This window comes from Streptomyces sp. ME19-01-6 (genome assembly GCF_033793745.1).
Taxonomy (GTDB): Bacteria; Actinomycetota; Actinomycetes; order Streptomycetales; family Streptomycetaceae; genus Streptomyces.
The window spans coordinates 299,733-314,232 of sequence record NZ_JARAXF010000009.1 but is presented as its reverse complement, the minus strand read 5'-3'; the positions used below and the strand labels follow the sequence as shown (position 1 = coordinate 314,232).

Annotated in this window: 11 protein-coding genes and 2 pseudogenes; 9 read left to right on the top strand and 4 right to left on the bottom strand. The window is 73.1% G+C overall.

All coding sequences use genetic code 11. The annotated features are described in order from the left end of the window. Nucleotides 1-222: 222 nt before the first annotated feature. From PV419_RS53345 to PV419_RS22960, 3 genes and pseudogenes are all read left to right on the top strand, one after another. Nucleotides 223-789 (top strand): annotated as a pseudogene (locus tag PV419_RS53345) (putative T7SS-secreted protein); the annotation flags it as partial. A 334-nt stretch (nucleotides 790-1,123) separates the two neighbouring features. Further along, a pseudogene (locus tag PV419_RS22965) lies at nucleotides 1,124-1,565 on the top strand (RHS repeat-associated core domain-containing protein); the annotation flags it as partial. 305 nt (nucleotides 1,566-1,870) lie between these two features. After that, entirely contained in the window at nucleotides 1,871-2,179 is a 309-nt protein-coding gene (locus PV419_RS22960; protein ID WP_319691720.1) for a hypothetical protein, read from the top strand. 47 nt (nucleotides 2,180-2,226) lie between these two features. Here the strand turns inward: PV419_RS22960 and PV419_RS22955 are convergent, their stop codons facing one another. After that, nucleotides 2,227-2,964, bottom strand: coding sequence for a GNAT family N-acetyltransferase (locus tag PV419_RS22955; RefSeq protein ID WP_319691719.1), 738 nt, complete (start codon nucleotides 2,962-2,964; stop codon nucleotides 2,227-2,229). A 358-nt stretch (nucleotides 2,965-3,322) separates the two neighbouring features. Between PV419_RS22955 and PV419_RS22950 the strand changes: the two genes are divergently transcribed. Together PV419_RS22950 and PV419_RS22945 are read left to right on the top strand one after the other, a co-directional pair. Beyond that, on the top strand, nucleotides 3,323-4,135 hold the full coding sequence (locus tag PV419_RS22950; protein ID WP_319691718.1) for an ABC transporter ATP-binding protein: 813 nt from the start codon (nucleotides 3,323-3,325) through the stop codon (nucleotides 4,133-4,135). Then, nucleotides 4,132-6,732 (top strand): FtsX-like permease family protein, encoded by a 2,601-nt coding sequence (locus PV419_RS22945; protein ID WP_319691716.1) that lies wholly within the window; start codon nucleotides 4,132-4,134, stop codon nucleotides 6,730-6,732. Before PV419_RS22950 ends, PV419_RS22945 begins: the two co-directional genes overlap by 4 nt. Before the next feature lie 40 nt (nucleotides 6,733-6,772). Here PV419_RS22945 and PV419_RS22940 read toward each other — a convergent pair whose 3' ends face one another. Beyond that, nucleotides 6,773-7,417, bottom strand: a complete 645-nt coding sequence (locus PV419_RS22940) for a response regulator transcription factor (RefSeq protein WP_319691715.1) — start codon at nucleotides 7,415-7,417, stop codon at nucleotides 6,773-6,775. After that, entirely contained in the window at nucleotides 7,405-8,634 is a 1,230-nt protein-coding gene (locus PV419_RS22935; RefSeq protein ID WP_319691713.1) for a sensor histidine kinase, read from the bottom strand. Before PV419_RS22935 ends, PV419_RS22940 begins: the two co-directional genes overlap by 13 nt. Before the next feature lie 171 nt (nucleotides 8,635-8,805). On the opposite strand from PV419_RS22935, the gene PV419_RS22930 reads away from it, so the two are divergent. The 4 genes from PV419_RS22930 to PV419_RS22915 all read left to right on the top strand — a co-directional run bounded on the left by PV419_RS22930 (nucleotide 8,806) and on the right by PV419_RS22915 (nucleotide 13,996). Further along, entirely contained in the window at nucleotides 8,806-8,973 is a 168-nt protein-coding gene (locus tag PV419_RS22930; protein WP_319691711.1) for a hypothetical protein, read from the top strand. A 111-nt stretch (nucleotides 8,974-9,084) separates the two neighbouring features. Further along, nucleotides 9,085-12,654, top strand: a complete 3,570-nt coding sequence (locus tag PV419_RS22925; RefSeq protein WP_319691710.1) for a CHAT domain-containing protein — start codon at nucleotides 9,085-9,087, stop codon at nucleotides 12,652-12,654. After that, the gene (locus PV419_RS22920; protein ID WP_319691708.1) at nucleotides 12,651-13,337 is read left to right on the top strand and encodes a hypothetical protein; all 687 of its coding nucleotides are present in this window, start codon (nucleotides 12,651-12,653) and stop codon (nucleotides 13,335-13,337) included. The genes PV419_RS22925 and PV419_RS22920 overlap by 4 nt, the downstream gene beginning before the upstream one ends. Before the next feature lie 26 nt (nucleotides 13,338-13,363). Further along, on the top strand, nucleotides 13,364-13,996 hold the full coding sequence (locus PV419_RS22915; protein ID WP_319691706.1) for an RES family NAD+ phosphorylase: 633 nt from the start codon (nucleotides 13,364-13,366) through the stop codon (nucleotides 13,994-13,996). A 48-nt stretch (nucleotides 13,997-14,044) separates the two neighbouring features. Here PV419_RS22915 and PV419_RS22910 read toward each other — a convergent pair whose 3' ends face one another. Beyond that, on the bottom strand, nucleotides 14,045-14,389 hold the full coding sequence (locus PV419_RS22910; protein ID WP_319691704.1) for an FHA domain-containing protein: 345 nt from the start codon (nucleotides 14,387-14,389) through the stop codon (nucleotides 14,045-14,047). Nucleotides 14,390-14,500: the final 111 nt, after the last annotated feature.

Below are 14,500 nucleotides of genomic sequence, written 5' to 3'. Positions count from 1 at the left end.
AAGCTGCCGTTCGGTGAGCAGGGCCTGAGGGCGTGGCAGGAGGGGTCCCGGCCGAAGTTCGACCCGCCCCCGCATATCTACCAGGAGCCCTGGCTCGACCGGCGGCAGTGGCGGGAGTGGCGGGGGTGGCGGGTCGGGCGGGTCCTATGACCCGCCGGGGAATCCTCGCAAGTTGTATGACGGCGGCTGGGTCGTCGACGGTGGATCGAAGGGGACGATCGCATGACCTCCCGGGACGCGATGGAGGGTGGCCCGGCCGAGCGCATACCGCCGGGTGCCGAGCCGGGTGACGTCATCTACGGCAAACCGTCCGATGTCGATGATCTGGCGGTCAAGCTCCGCGCTTATGCGGGGGCGTTCAAGGACGGGCAGGGGCAGCTGGATGTGCTGTCGCTGATGGACTGGACCGGGGCGGGTTCGGAGGGTTTCCAGCAGGCGACGGAGAAGCTTCCCCTGGAGCTGGAGTCCGCGCGGAGGTATTTCAACGCCGCCGCCGGTGCGCTGGACTCCTATGCCGACAAGCTGCGCTCGGTCCACAAGCGGGTCAAGCCGGTCATCGAGGACGCGGACGCGGCGCGGGCGGCGTCCAAGGCGTACTGGAAGAAGGTCGACGCGTACAACGCCGCTGTGGACCGCAAGGACGATTCCCTGCCGGAGCGTCCGCCAAAGGACGATCCGGGGATCGCGGCGCTGGAGGGGTGTTACCGCCGGCTGGACAAGCTGGAGAGCGAGCTGCGGCTGGTCATCGACGCGGCGAAGAAGGAACTGGTCAAGGCGGCGGAGAAGGCCCCGGACAAGCCCCCGGCACCGAAAGGGTGGGACAAGGTCAAGAAAGGGCTCGGGGACTTCGCCGGCGGTGCGGGCGACACCGTGTACGGGTGGTACGAGGGCTTCGACGACCTCGTCAAGGACGGGCCCGGTGGTGTCGGCCTCCATCTGGCCGGCATCCAGGACGGCGTCGCGTACGCCGTCGACCATCCCAAGGAGTTCGCCAAGGCCGTCACCAACTGGGACGAGTGGCAGCGCAACCCCGCCCGCGCCGCCGGCCAGTTCACCCCCGAACTCCTCCTCGCCCTGGCCTCCGGCGGCTCCGGCGCCGTGCGCCGCGGCGGCTCCGTGGCCCTACGAACACGACGCGGCCGGCCGCCTCATCCGCAAGACCCGCAAGCTCCTCAGCGGCCAGACCCGCACCTGGACCTACACCTGGAACGCGGAAGACCGCCTCACCAAGGCCACTACCCCGCACGGCGAAGAGTGGACGTACACCTACGACCCGCTCGGCCGCCGCATATCCAAAACCAGCCCGGACGGAACCCCCCTCGCCTTCACCTGGGACGGCACCCGCCTGGCCGAACAGACCGCCCGCGACGACCTGCCCCCTCCGCTTCCCCGGCCAGTACGCCGACCCGGAAACCGGCCTCCACTACAACCTCTTCCGCTACTACGACCCCGAAACCGCCCGCTACCTCTCCCCGGACCCCCTCGGCCTGGCCCCCGCACCGAGCCCCCAGGCATATGTGCGCAACCCGCACACCTGGCAGGACCCGCTCGGCCTGGAAGGGTGCGGAGACAAAGAACCCCCACTGACATCACTGCATCCGGACAGCTCACTCGACAAGAGTTCCCTGGACTTCTGGCGCAAGCAGGACACGGAGGACATCGTGTGGTCCTTGAGGCCTGGTGCGCATGAACCGCTGATCGTCAAGCCGGATGGAACGATCATGAATGGAAATACCAGGGTCTCCGTTCTGCGGTCGCGTGGATACGACATCGATTCCCTGCCGCGCGAGTCCTATGGTGGAGGCCGACCAATGACGGATGAAGACTTCTGGGACATGGACCAATGAACGCTCGGGATCAAGTTCTGGCGATGCTGAACTCGGAGTCCAGAGAAGTCTTCCTGGTGGCCCTGGGGCACCGGCTGGGGATCTCCGCACGCGATGTCTTCACCGGAGACGGCGGGCCTGAACTGCGGCAGGCCCAAGCCTGCAACGAAATGATGATCTCCATTTGGTCGCAGCTGTGGGCGACGAAGGAACCTCAGGCAGGCGGATACCCGGATCCGGACTTTCTTTCGAGCTTGCTGAGCAAGGCTGACGCGGGAGATGCTCGACCGCATCTTCGGAACGCGATCGAAAGTGCCTTGCGCGCAGTACGTGATGCCGGTGGGCGCGGGTGACCGGGGCGCTTCCGGCGTGACCGGCTGCTACCCGTCACATGACCCCGTCACTGATGTCGCACCCACACATTGGGTTCCACAAGTTCACCGAGATCGACCGTGCGATCGATCAGCACCGGTGCGAGTGCCCCCGGCACAACGTAGCTCCCAGAAGCCGGGAGAGCGATGTCAGCCCACTCCTCCCATTCGGCGACCGAGCCCGATATCACCATCGAACGCTCGGCGGCACACAGAATCCGGGCGCCCATGCGATGGTGCGTTCTCAGCCATGGGTCAAGTGGAGTGTTGTCGGCGCGCGTCCAGCTCATGAACTGTTCCATCGGGGTCAGCGGGTAGCGCGCCTTCAGGGTGGGCCGCACGGGAGCGATCACCCGCGTCAGTCCGGCTCGTTCCCCGGCCGCCGCGAGCCGATGGAGCATTTCGGCAGCCAGGCCACGCCCCTGCAGATCCCCACGGACCTGGGCCGCGGCAATCACCAGGGTGTCGGCCCGGCCCTCCTTCTCCCGCAGTCCGACGGCCCGCGTCAGTGAGTCGTCGAACCCGTCGGGCAGGTCGGGGAGTGAGCCGTCCCAGCGCAGCGGCACGCCCCACCCGCCGGCCACGATCTGATCCTCGTCATCCACCAAGAGCAGGCTCAGTTCACCGAACCACTCCCGGACCCGCGCCATGTACTGGTCAGCGACGGGGTCATGGAAGATGAACTCGGGCCAGTCCGCGCTGAAGATCTCGTGAGCCCGCTCATGCAGATCGGGCCGCGCGCCGAAGACGAAAGTTCTCAGATCCACAGCAGCAGAGCCTAGGCCGGGCCACCACCCGGTGCCTGCGGTTTTACTCGCCGGCGCACGCCGCCCGCTCGGAGCCGCCCTGGCTCCTCGCCCGCGTCGGCCGGTGTGAAAGGCACCCCAATGAGCCGCCCCGTGATCACGGGGGCCGTCGTCATGACGGCTCGATGAGGCCGTGTCCGGGACTCGTTCCGCCCGGGAAAACTCCGTATGGGTTTACTCCCGAGATGAATAGCTCTCGAAGGGTGTAGCCCGCTGCACCCTCAGAACGGGAGTGTGCTCCCTGCCTTGTGCCCCCGCCCGTTCCTAGCCTCGTGAGCGGACCTGGAGACCCATCCGATCACTGGGGGAGGACGTACGTATGCGCAGGCAGCGAGGCGGTTCAGCGACGGTGAGCGCGGCGGGGCCGGTGGCCGACGCGCTCACGTTGGAGGGGGTGAGCAGGGAGTACCGGCGGGGGACCGTCGCGCTGCACCCCGTCGACCTCACGGTGCCCCGGGGGCGGCTTCTCGCCGTGATGGGGCCGTCCGGGTCCGGGAAGTCGACCCTGCTGCAGTGCGCCGCCGGGCTCGACCGGCCGACGGCGGGGACGGTGCGCATCGGGGGCACGGAGCTGGCCTCGCTCAAGGAGACCGCGCTGACGCGGCTGCGACGGGAGCGGATCGGGTTCGTCTTCCAGGCGCACAACCTCGTGCCCTCGCTGAGCGTCGCGGAGAACGTCGCCCTGCCGCTGCTGCTCGGAGGCGCGCCGCCCGACGGGCGGGCCGCGCGGGCGCTGGCGGCGGTGGGGCTCGGGGAGCGGGGCGAGGACCGGCCGGCGGAGCTGTCCGGCGGGCAGGCCCAGCGGGTGGCGATCGCCCGCGCGCTGGTCACCGAGCCCGACATCGTCTTCGCGGACGAGCCCACGGGCGCGCTCGACCCGGCCACCGCGCAGGACGTGCTCGCGCTGCTGCGGCAGGCCGTCGACCGCGACGGACACACGGTGGTGATGGTCACCCACGACCCGGTCGCGGCCGCCTGGGCGGATCAGGCCCTGTTCCTGGCGCGGGGTCGGACCGTGGGGTGGCTGGACCGGCCCGGGGCGGATGAAGTGCGCCGCGTGATGCGGGACCTGGGGCGGGACGCGGGCGAGGGCACACAGCTGGCGGTACGTGAGGAGGGGTGGGGAGCATGAGCCTTCCTCGTTCCAAGGGTGAGCAGGGCGGGGCGGGCGCCGAGCGGGGCGGGGTGCGCGTGACCGCGCTGCTGGCCTCCCGCGCCGCCCGTACGCACCGCAAGGCGTGGGCCGCCGTGTTCGCGGCGCTGGCCCTCACCTCCCTGCTGCTCGGCTCCTTCGTGCTCGCCCTCGCCTCGGCCGGGCTCGGGCACGCCCGGGTGGAGCGGTACGCGGCGGCCGACCTCGTTGTCACCGGCGACCAGGAGACCCGCTTCACCGCCAAGCCCTGGGGCAGCGACCCCCAGACCGCGCGGGCCGGGCTCACTGAGCGGGTGCGGGTGCCGGGGGGCGCGCTGGGCGTGGTGCGGAAGGTGCCCGGCGTACGGGAGGCCGTCGCCGACGAGGTGTTCCAGGTCGGACGCGCGGGCGAGGCCGTCACCGGGCGCGCCTGGGACGCGGCCCGGCTCGCGCCGTACGAACTGCGGGACGGGCGCGCCCCGCGCGCGGCGGACGAGATCGTGGTGGGCGGCGGCGCCCGCCCCGGCGAGCGGATCACGCTGCGCGTGTCCGGCGCCGACGCGGCGTACACCGTCGTCGGCACCGCCGACGGCCCGCGCGCCGCCGTCTACTTCGAGGCGGCCGAGGCCCGCCGCCTGGCCGGGCACCCGGGCACCCTGGACGCCATCGGGGTGCTCGCCGAACCGGGCGTGGGGACCGACGCGTTGTACTCCCGGGTACGGCACGCGCTGGACGCGGCGGGGATCCACAGCGTGGGGCGGCGCGCGGACGGCGACTCGGCCAAGGTCCGGGTCCTGACCGGGAACGGGCGCGGCGGCCCCGAGTTCCTGGCCGTCGCCCCGGCCCGCGCGGGCATGCTGGAACTGCTCGCGTCCGTGGCCGCCACCGTCGTCCTCATCGCGCTGCTCGTGGTGTCCTCGACGGTCGTCCAGGCGCTGCGGCAACGCTCCCACGAGCTGGGGCTGTTGCGCGCGGTCGGCGCGATGCCGCGGCAGCTGCGCGGCGCGGTCGGCCGGGAGGTGGGACGGGTCGCGGCCTTCGCGTCGCTGCTGGGCGCCGCGGCGGCACTGCCCGCGTACGCCGGGCTGCGCGGGCTGCTGGAGGCGCGCGGCGCGCTGCCCCCTGGCCTCGAACTGCCCCTCCCGCCCTGGTTGTGGCCCGCACCCCTGGTCACCGCGGGGATCACGGTCCTGATCGCGCGCGCCGCGGCGTGGATCGCCTGCGCCCGGGCCGCGAAGCTCCGCCCCGCGGAGGCGCTGCGCGAGCCGGCCCCCGGCACGCCGCGCCGTATCACCGGGCTGGTGCTGCTGGCCCTGGGCGCCGGCTCGGCGGGGACGGCCGTCCTCCAGTCCGGCCAGGCCGCCGCCATGGCGGCGGGGACGGCCGCGGTGACCATGGTCATCGGGTGCGCGCTGCTCGGGCCGTGGATCGCCACGGGCGCGATGCGTGTCCTCGGTGCCCCGCTGCGGCGCTTCGGCGGCCCCGGCGGCCGCCTCGCCGCCGCCAACTGCACGGCCTCCGCCACCCGCCTGGGCGCGGCCCTCACCCCGATCATCCTCGTCACCGCCTTCGCCGCCGTACAGCTCGCGGGCGGCGCGACGCTCACCCACGCCGGCCAAGGCCAGGCGCGCGAGGCGATGCGCGCCGACCTCGCGGTGCGCGCGGACGGCGGGCTGCCCGGCGGCGCCGTGGAACGGATCCGGGACGTGCCCGGGGTGCGCGCGGCCACCGACGTCGTACACGGCACGGTGGTCCTGGCCCGGCGCGAGGCCGGCGAACCCCGGCTCGACCGGCTGCCGGTCCTCGGCGTCACCCCGAAGGGCCTGCCGCACACCCTCGACTCCGGGGTGCGGGACGGCTCCCTGCGGGCCCTGCGCCCCGGCACCGTCGCTGTCGGCGGCGACCGGGCACGCTCCCTCGACGCCCGGCCCGGCTCCACCGTGACGCTGCGCTTCGGCGACGGCACGGAGGCGAAGCCGCGGGTGGTGGCGGTCTACGAACGCTCCCTCGCGCTGGGCGACTTCCTCCTCTCGCGCGACGAACTGCTGGCACACACCACGATGCCCGGGCCCGGCCGGGTCCTGGTCACCGTCGCCCCCGGCGCCGACCGCGCGGCGGTCGCGCGGGCCCTGGCCGCGGCGGTCCCCGGGGCCCGCGTGGAACAGGACCCCGCGCCGATCCAGGTCGAGCCGGAGGACCAGACGCTCGTCGAGGTGGTCACGGTCGCCGCCGTCTCGGCGATCGGAGCCTTCACCGTGATCGCCGTCCTCAGCACCCTGTCCCTCATCACGATCGGCCGCCGCCCCGAACTGCGCCTGCTCCGCCTCGCGGGCGCCGGCCGCCGCCAACTGCGGCGGATGCTGCGCCTCGAAGCGGCGGCCACCGCGGTGACCGGCCTGGCCGTGGGCGCGGCCGTGGCGTCGGTGCCGCTGCTCGCGTTCAGCGTGGCGATGGCCCGTACGGTGCCGTATCTGCCGCCGGTTCAGGGGCTGGTGATCGTCGCCGTGGTCGCCGTGACGGCGGCGGCGGGGACGCTGGCGCCGTCCTGGGCCGCGCTGCGGGGGCGGTATCCGGGGGCGAGCCCGTCCGGTGGCTGAGCGGCGGGAGCATGGACAGAGCCCGGCCCCAAGGCCGGGCTCACCCCTTGTTCAGATACGCCAGCACCGCCAGCACCCGGCGGTGTCCGCTGTCGCTCGGTGGCAGGCCCAGCTTCGCGAAGACGTTGCCGATGTGCTTGCTGACCGCGCGGTCCGAGACCACCAGCGTCTTCGCGATCGTCGTGTTGTCGCGGCCCTCCGCCATCAGATGCAGCACCTCGCGCTCACGCGGGGTCAGGGAGTCCAGGGGATCGTCGCGGCGCCGGGTCATCAGCTCCGTGACCACCTCCGGGTCCAGCGCCGTGCCGCCCGCCGCGACCCGCTCCAGGGCGTCCAGGAACTCGTCGACCCGGCCCACCCGGTCCTTCAGCAGATAGCCGACCCCGCTCGCGCCCCCGCCCAGCAGTTCCGCGGCGTAGGTCTCCTCGACGTACTGGGACAGCACCAGCACCGGCAGATCGGGGATCTCCCGGCGCGCCGCGAGCGCCGCGCGCAGGCCCTCGTCGCGGAAGCCCGGGGGCATGCGCACGTCGAGGACGGCCACGTCCGGGCGGTGTTCGAGGAGGGCGGGCAGTACCTCGGGGCCGCTGCCGGCGACCGCGACCACCTCGTGCCCGGCGGAGGTCAGCAGCAGGACCATCCCCTCCCTCAGCAACGCGTTGTCCTCGGCGATCACCACGCGCACGGCAGCTCCACTTCGATCACGGTCGGCCCCCCGACGGGGCTCGTCACGTCCATGGTCCCGTCCAGCGCCGCGACCCGGCGACGCATGCCGAGCAATCCGCTGCCGCCCGTCCCCCCGCCGGGCGCCGCGGCGGGGGAGGCGCCCTCGGCGCCGCCCCGGCCCTCGTCGCGCACCACGATCCGCAGCCGTCCGGTCGTACGGAGCAGCTCCACCCAGGCGCGCTGGGACCCGCTGTGCTTGGCGGCGTTGGTCAGCGCCTCCGCGATGACGAAGTACGCGGCCGCCTCGACCGCGGCGGGCGCGCGCGGCACGTCCTCCCCCTCGGCCTTCCCCCCGGCCTTCGTCCCCCCGACCCCGTCCGCGTCCACGGCCACGTCGAGGCCGCTGCTGGCCGCGAGCGCGCGGACCGCGCCGACGAGGCCGCGGTCGGTGAGGATCGGCGGGTGGATGCCGCGGACGACGTGGCGCAGCTCGGTCAGCGCCTCCTCGGCCTGGTTCTGCGCGTCGTCGAGGAGCTTGCGCGCCGTGTCGGGGTCCTTCTCGTACGCCCGTTTGGCCAGCCCCACCCGCATCGACAGGGCCACGAGCCGGGCCTGGGCGCCGTCGTGCAGATCGCGCTCGATGCGCCGCAGCTCGGCGCCGTGCGCGGCCACCGCGCCCGCCCGGGTGACGGTCAGCTCCTCGACCCGCTCGGCGAGTTGGGCGCTGCGCCGGGCCTCCGGCGAGGGGGTCAGCAGCGCGGTCGACCAGGCGGCGTCGAGGTCGGCGAGGCGCGAGAGCAGCGGCAGCACGACGGCCGGGCGCCGCAGCAGCCCGCACCACACCCCGTCGACGAGCAGACCCACGGGCCACACGATCAGCGAGACGTACGCCAGGACGAGGCCGTAGCCGAAGTGTGCGAAGAGCCAGCCCAGGTCCCGGTAGGTGCCCGGGTCCTGGGTCGCCGTGCGCACCCGCTCGGACAGCTCGCCGGTGAGCGGCCGGTACGCCTCGGGAACCGGCTTCCCCGACCAGGCGGCCACCTGCCGCCGCTTGAACCCGGCCATCCCGCGCAGCAGCAGCACCGTTTCGGGCAGCACGCCCGCGCCGACCACGATGACCGTCGCGACGGCGGTGAACAGCAGCAACGCGATGAAGAGATACGACACCAGGGCCAGCCCGGCCCCCTTCATCAACTGGACTGTGGCCCGCCCCGCCTGACCGACCGTCTCCCGCATGGCCTCAGGCTAGGTGAACGGCCGTAAGGGCGCGGGTGGGTGATCTCCCCGGCCGTTGGTGTAGCGCGCTACACCATGACGTCGGGAGGGCACTCCCTCGAACTCCCTTGTGCCGAGGCGGCATGGTGGATCTCACAAGCCCACCGGAACCGCCCTCCGAAGGAACTCGCCATGAAGTCTCTGCTCTGGACCCTCCTGACCATCGCCCTCGTCGCCAACGTCTTCACCAGCATCACGCTCAGCGGCGTCACGCAGATGCTCGTCAGCGTCGGCACGGGCGTCGTGGTGCTCGGGTCGGCCGCGGGCCTGTACGTCCTGCGGGAGAAGCACTCCGGGTGATTCGTGGACGTCTTCCGGTCGGTTTCCGGCAGAGCCGATCAATCCCCTCCTGTGTCCGAGCCTGTGGGCCGATGATGGACAGAGCCTCGCGAGGCGAAGGGGGACGGGCTCATGCACGAGAAGGACGTCGTGGCATTACGCGACAGGGCCGAACGGGCCGCGGCCGAGGCCCTGGCCTGCACCGCGTCGAACCGCGCCGCCGATGCGCCATCAGACTCCGCACCACCCGACCCCGCGCGAGCCGACCGCGTACGGTCCGAACTGGACGCACTCGAAGCGGAGCTGGCCGCCGCCGTCCCGGACACCGACCCGCTGCTGTGCACCGTACGGGCCCGGCTCGGCGGCCTGTACGCCGACCGCTACCAGCGGGCCCCCACCGACGAGGACCGGGCCCGGGGGCTGGGGCTGCTGCGCGCGGCCCGCGCCGCCGGGGCGCTCGACCCGCGGGACAGGACCTTCGCCGGCCTCGACCAGATCCAGCTGCTGCTGACGCCCGCCATGGTGACCGGGTGGAACGGCACGCTGTCCCAGCTCACGGAGTCCTTCGAGGTGGGCCGCCGGATATCGGCGGGTGACCCGGAACTCACCGGCGACCTCGCGGAGCTGGTCGGACTGCTGACCGAAATGGCGCCGGCGCTGCCCGAGAGCGTCGCCGAACCCATGGCGTGGATCGCCGAGAACCTTGAGCGGGCCCAAACCCTCGCGCGCTCCGGGGACCTCGAGCAGGTGGCCGACATGGCCGCCCAGATGTCGCAGCGGCTGCCGGGCGGGTACTCCGAGCTGCTGCGGAACCTGGGCGATATGGCTGCCGAATTCGCCGCGGACGGAGCGGGCGAAGGCGGTGGGACCGAGCCGCCGGAGGACTTCACCGAAGAAGAGGCCGCCCTCACCTTCGCCCAGGCCGTTCTTCTGATGGAGCTCCAAGTTCCCGGCACCGTCCGGCCGGAAGACCTGGGCAGCCTGGTCGAGGCGGTGAGCCAGGGCCCGGACGGCGAAGAGGCGGAGACCGCGATGCGGGCCGCGCTGAGCCGCATGGCCCACGGCGTACGCACGGGCGACGCCGACCGGCTGGCCGAGGCGGCGGAGCTGATCAACGGGGCGGTGGTCGACGGGGGATCCGGGCGGCTGGACTGGATGGCCGGCCTCATCTCCCCCGGTCTGCTGGCGGCGGCCACCACGCTGGGCGGCAACCTCAAGGACCGCGACCAGGCGCGCGCCCAACTCGACCGGCTCTTCGGCCCCGCCTCCTCGGTGTTCGACTCGGCACACGCCACCGGGCCCTTCGCGGAGGGGCTGCGGATCTGCAACCAGTGCATGCACCTTCATATGCGCGCGAACCAGGCCCTGGACGAGCGGGACAGCGAAAAGCTGGAGGACCTGCTCGGCGAACTGCTCGACCTGCTGGAGGAGACCGACGACCGCAGCGAGTGGCGGTTCCTGGTGCTCTTCCTCCTCGGCCAGGCCCACCTGAGCCTGGCCATGCTGGACGGCGGGGCCACCGCCCTGCGCACCGCTGTCGCCTATCTCGAGGAGGCGACGGAGCATGCGAAGGTCCCGGCCTTCGCCCGGCCCATGCTGGACGCGGCCTGGGCCCCCGCACTGACCCTGTTCTCCCTGTTCGAACCCGACCCCGTGCGGGTCCGGGAAGCCGTGGCCCGGGCCCGGCGAGCCCTGGACGGCCCCGCTTCGACGGCCGACTGGCATGTCCGTATCCGGCAGGCCCTCGTCTACGCGCTGCTGGCCGTCCACAAGTCGACCGACGACCGCTCTGTTCTGGAGGAGGCGATCGGCGAGCTGGAGCAGGCCCGCCGGGACCTCACCGAGCGCATCAGCCCGGACAGCAGGCAGAAGGTGTTGTGGGACCTGGCCGAGGCGTACCACCTGCGCGGCGACCGGGAGCGTGACGACATCGGCGCCGCCGTCGCCACCGCGCAGGAGTCGCTGCGGGTGCTGGCGGAGGACGTCCTGCTCCAACTCGGCGCCGAACACGGCCTCGAAGTGGCCCGGGCAGGGGCCAGCCGCGGGCTGCTCGCCGCAGGTTGGGCCGCCGCGGACGGGCGGATCGGCGAGGCGGTGGAGTCCCTGGAGAACGGGCGGGGGCTGGTGCTGCGTGCGGCGGCCGCGGCGGCGGGGGTTCCGGAGCAGTTGGCCGCCCGGGGCGAGGCGGAGCTGGCCGAGCAGTGGCGGAGCGCCGTACGGGACCTCCCACCCCAGGCCACACCGGCGGACGGCGGTGCGGGAATCGGCACCGGCACCGGCGCTCCGGAAGACGTCCGGAGCGCGCTCGCGCGCATCATGCCGGCCACCGAGCCCGCCCCCGCCCTCGCCATCCCCAGCACCCTGCGCCGCCGCGCACTGGACGCGCTGCGGCGGCCTGACGGCGGGGCGGAGGGGCTGCGTGGACTGCTCGGCGCGCCCGGGGTCGCGGAGCTGCGGGAGGGGTTGCGGGCCGTCGGCGCCGACGCCCTGGTCTACCTGGTGCCCGGCCAGGGCACGGCCGATGGCGTGGCCGTGCTCGTACCACGCACCAGCGAGCCGACGTCGCTGGTGCTGTCGGGGCTCGGGGCGCTGGGCAGGCAGCCGCTGGAGCGCTATCTGGACGCGGGCGCACGGCGTTCGGGCGTGCCCGAGGGCGACTTGGACGCGTACGACGAGGCCCATCGGCGGTGGGAAGGCGCGCTGGAGGGTTTGTGCGACTGGTCGGGCGAGGCCGTGCTCGGTCCGGTGTTCGAAGCGCTGGGGGTCCGTACGGCGGACGGGCCGGATGGGCGGGCCCCTCTCCGGCTTGTGCTCGTGCCGTGCGGCAACCTCGGTGCGGTTCCCTGGCACGCCGCGCGGCTTCCTGCGCCATCGGCGTACAGGTATGTGTGCCAGGGCGCGGTCGTGTCGTATGCCGCGTCGGGTGGGGAGTTTCTGCGGGCGGCGCGGCGTGGGCGGATGGCGGCTCGTGAGCGTGCGGTGCTGGTGGACGATCCCAGCGGGGAGTTGATGTGGGCGCAGGACGAGGTGGCGGCTCTGCGGGCCGCGTACTATCCCGATGCTCTGTTGTATGGGTGGCATGAGCACGCGTCCGAAGGGGATGGGGGCACGCCCGAGGATGTGCTCTCCCACCTTCCCGGCAGCCCAACGCCCGCCTCGCTGCTGCATCTTGTGGTGCACGGTCTGGCCGGGCTGCGGCCCACTGACTCGGCCCTGCATCTTGCCGAGGGCGCTCAGGGTTCCGGTCGGCTGACGGTCTCCCGAATTCTCGACGTACCGGCCGCGCCCGCCAGGGACAACGGGACCGGCACGGGGCCGTTGATCGTGCTCAGTGCCTGTGAGACGGACCTCAGCAGCCGCGATCACGACGAGGCGCTGACCCCGACGACGGCGCTGTTGGCCCGTGGCGCCACGGATGTGGTGGGTTCGCGGTGGAAGGTGTCGGACAGTGCGTCCGCCGCGCTGATGGTGGTCTTCCACCACCACCTGACCGTGACCGGGCTGGCTCCGCCGGACGCGTTGCGGGCCGCGCAGCTGTGGATGCTGGACACCGAGCGTCGGCCCGTGCCGGGGCTGACGGACGAGTTGCTGGCGGAGACCGAGGGCAATGTGAGGGGGCTGGCCCGGGTCGTGTCCTGGGCCGGGTTCATCCACCAGGGCAACCCAGCGACCCATGCCACCGTGGCGGGAGGACGGCCATGACCACCAACGATCTGCTGGAACTGCTGCGCCGGCATCTGCCGGAGATCCGCGCGTCGCTCACCGCCGCGCAGTTCGCCCGCTTCCAGGACGGTGTGCGACGGCTCCGGAGCGTCGGGGACGACGCCAGGGCCATGGGCCGCGCGGTCCGCGAGGTGCGGCTGTGTCTGCTGCGACTGCCGCGCGAGAACGAACTGCGCAGGCGGCTGGACCAGCTCCGCTCGGCGGGCGCCGCCCCTGCGGCGGTCTTCCCGGACGCAGATCAGCTGGACGAGCTGATACGGCTGCTGGAGTCGGTGGACTGGCCGACGCTCGATCCCGCGAGCGCCGAGATCGCCCGGGGCGTCAGGCGGCGGCTGCTGACCGCCCCCGCGCGCGGCCCGGAACAGCTCACGGGCGCCGCCGCCGACGATCCGGCCAGGGCCGGGCTGATCCGCCTGACCGACCCCGAGCTGGGGGACCGTTACCCGGACTTCCAGTTCGATCCGGATACCGGCGAGCCCCGCCCGGTCGTGCAGCGGATCAACAGACTGCTGCTGTCCGACCAGGACCCCTGGGGCGCGGCGGACTGGTGGCTCGCCGGCAACTCCTGGCTGCGCGACACGCCCGCCGCCCTGGTGGGACAGGTGCCGGACGCGCTGCTGACCGAGGCCGCCGCCGCGTTGGTGGGGGATGGCGCATGGTAGAGCAGGCTCCCTGCGAGGACGCGCGCATGAGTCCGACCCTGGTCGGTCTGGACGCGGGCACCGAGCTGTGGCGGTGTCATGAAACGGCCTACCCCTGCACCGAGTTCAACCCGGTCACCGCGCACTCCCACTTCGGCGGCAGCCGCTTCGACGGCACGGCCGAGGACCCTTATCCGTATCTGTACGCGGCCCTGGAGCCGACCACCACGCTGGCCGAGGTGCTGCTGCGGGACATGGAGTTCACCTGGCCGGCCGGGATGCGCCAGGTGCCGTGGGCGAAGGCGGCGATCCGCTCGCTGTCCAAGCTGCGGGTGACCGAAGACCTCACGCTGGTGCGGCTGGTCAAGGAGGAGGACTTGTCCGGGGTGTTCCAGAACTCGTGGCTGCTGGAGACCGACGGGCCGGGCTATGCGCAGACGCGCGCCTGGGCGCGGGAGATCCGGCGCCAGGCGCCACGGGCCCAGGGGCTGATATGGGAGTCGCGGCGGCACCGGGACCGCCGGGCGCTGGTGCTGTTCGGCGACCGCTGCGGGGCGGAGCCGCTGAAGGCGGTGCCGGGTCAGGTGCACAACCTGGGGACCTTCGAGGGGGCGAGCGAGGCCAATCGGCTCCTGGCTCCGCTGCGGGCGGTCATCGTGCCGCCCGGCATGCGGATGTGAGCGGGCGGGGCGGCACGGGGGTTGCCGCCCGGCCCGCTCAGGCCCGGGTCAGCCGACGCTGGGGCCTGGGCCTGGGCCGTACAGCCGTACGGTGATGCTGATCCGCAGGCCGAGCCGGAGCTGGTCTTCGTCGTGCAGAGGGGTGCGGACGCCCGGCATCAGCTTGGCGCCGTTGAGGAACGTGCCGTTGTGGCTGCCCTCGGGCGGCTCCTCGGCCCAGGCGCTCCCGTCCGGCTCCACCGTGATCGACACATGGCGGCGGGAGACCTTCGGCCGGTCGGCGAAGAGGGCGGCGGTGCGCGGCGCCCAGTCCGGGTGGCGGCCCAGGGTGAGCGGAGGGTCGTCGGGTCCGTGTCTGAGCTCCAGACAGGGGTCGGTGCAGATCAGCACCACATGGGTGCGCGTACTGCCGCAGGATGCGCAGCGGGGGTCCCCAGGGGAGACCTGCGCACGGCATTTCCAGCAGGGTTCCGACACCACGCCCCCGGACGGCCAGTCGTCCCA

Excerpts from the sequence above, each read along its gene's own strand:
- PV419_RS22960 (WP_319691720.1), top strand. The coding sequence starts at position 1,871 with ATGCTGAACTCGGAGTCCAGAGAAGTCTTCCTGGTGGCCCTGGGGCAC.
- PV419_RS22950 (WP_319691718.1), top strand. The coding sequence starts at position 3,323 with ATGCGCAGGCAGCGAGGCGGTTCAGCGACGGTGAGCGCGGCGGGGCCG.
- PV419_RS22945 (WP_319691716.1), top strand. The coding sequence starts at position 4,132 with ATGAGCCTTCCTCGTTCCAAGGGTGAGCAGGGCGGGGCGGGCGCCGAG.
- PV419_RS22935 (WP_319691713.1), bottom strand. The coding sequence starts at position 8,634 with ATGCGGGAGACGGTCGGTCAGGCGGGGCGGGCCACAGTCCAGTTGATG.
- PV419_RS22930 (WP_319691711.1), top strand. The coding sequence starts at position 8,806 with ATGAAGTCTCTGCTCTGGACCCTCCTGACCATCGCCCTCGTCGCCAAC.
- PV419_RS22925 (WP_319691710.1), top strand. The coding sequence starts at position 9,085 with ATGCACGAGAAGGACGTCGTGGCATTACGCGACAGGGCCGAACGGGCC.
- PV419_RS22920 (WP_319691708.1), top strand. The coding sequence starts at position 12,651 with ATGACCACCAACGATCTGCTGGAACTGCTGCGCCGGCATCTGCCGGAG.
- PV419_RS22915 (WP_319691706.1), top strand. The coding sequence starts at position 13,364 with ATGAGTCCGACCCTGGTCGGTCTGGACGCGGGCACCGAGCTGTGGCGG.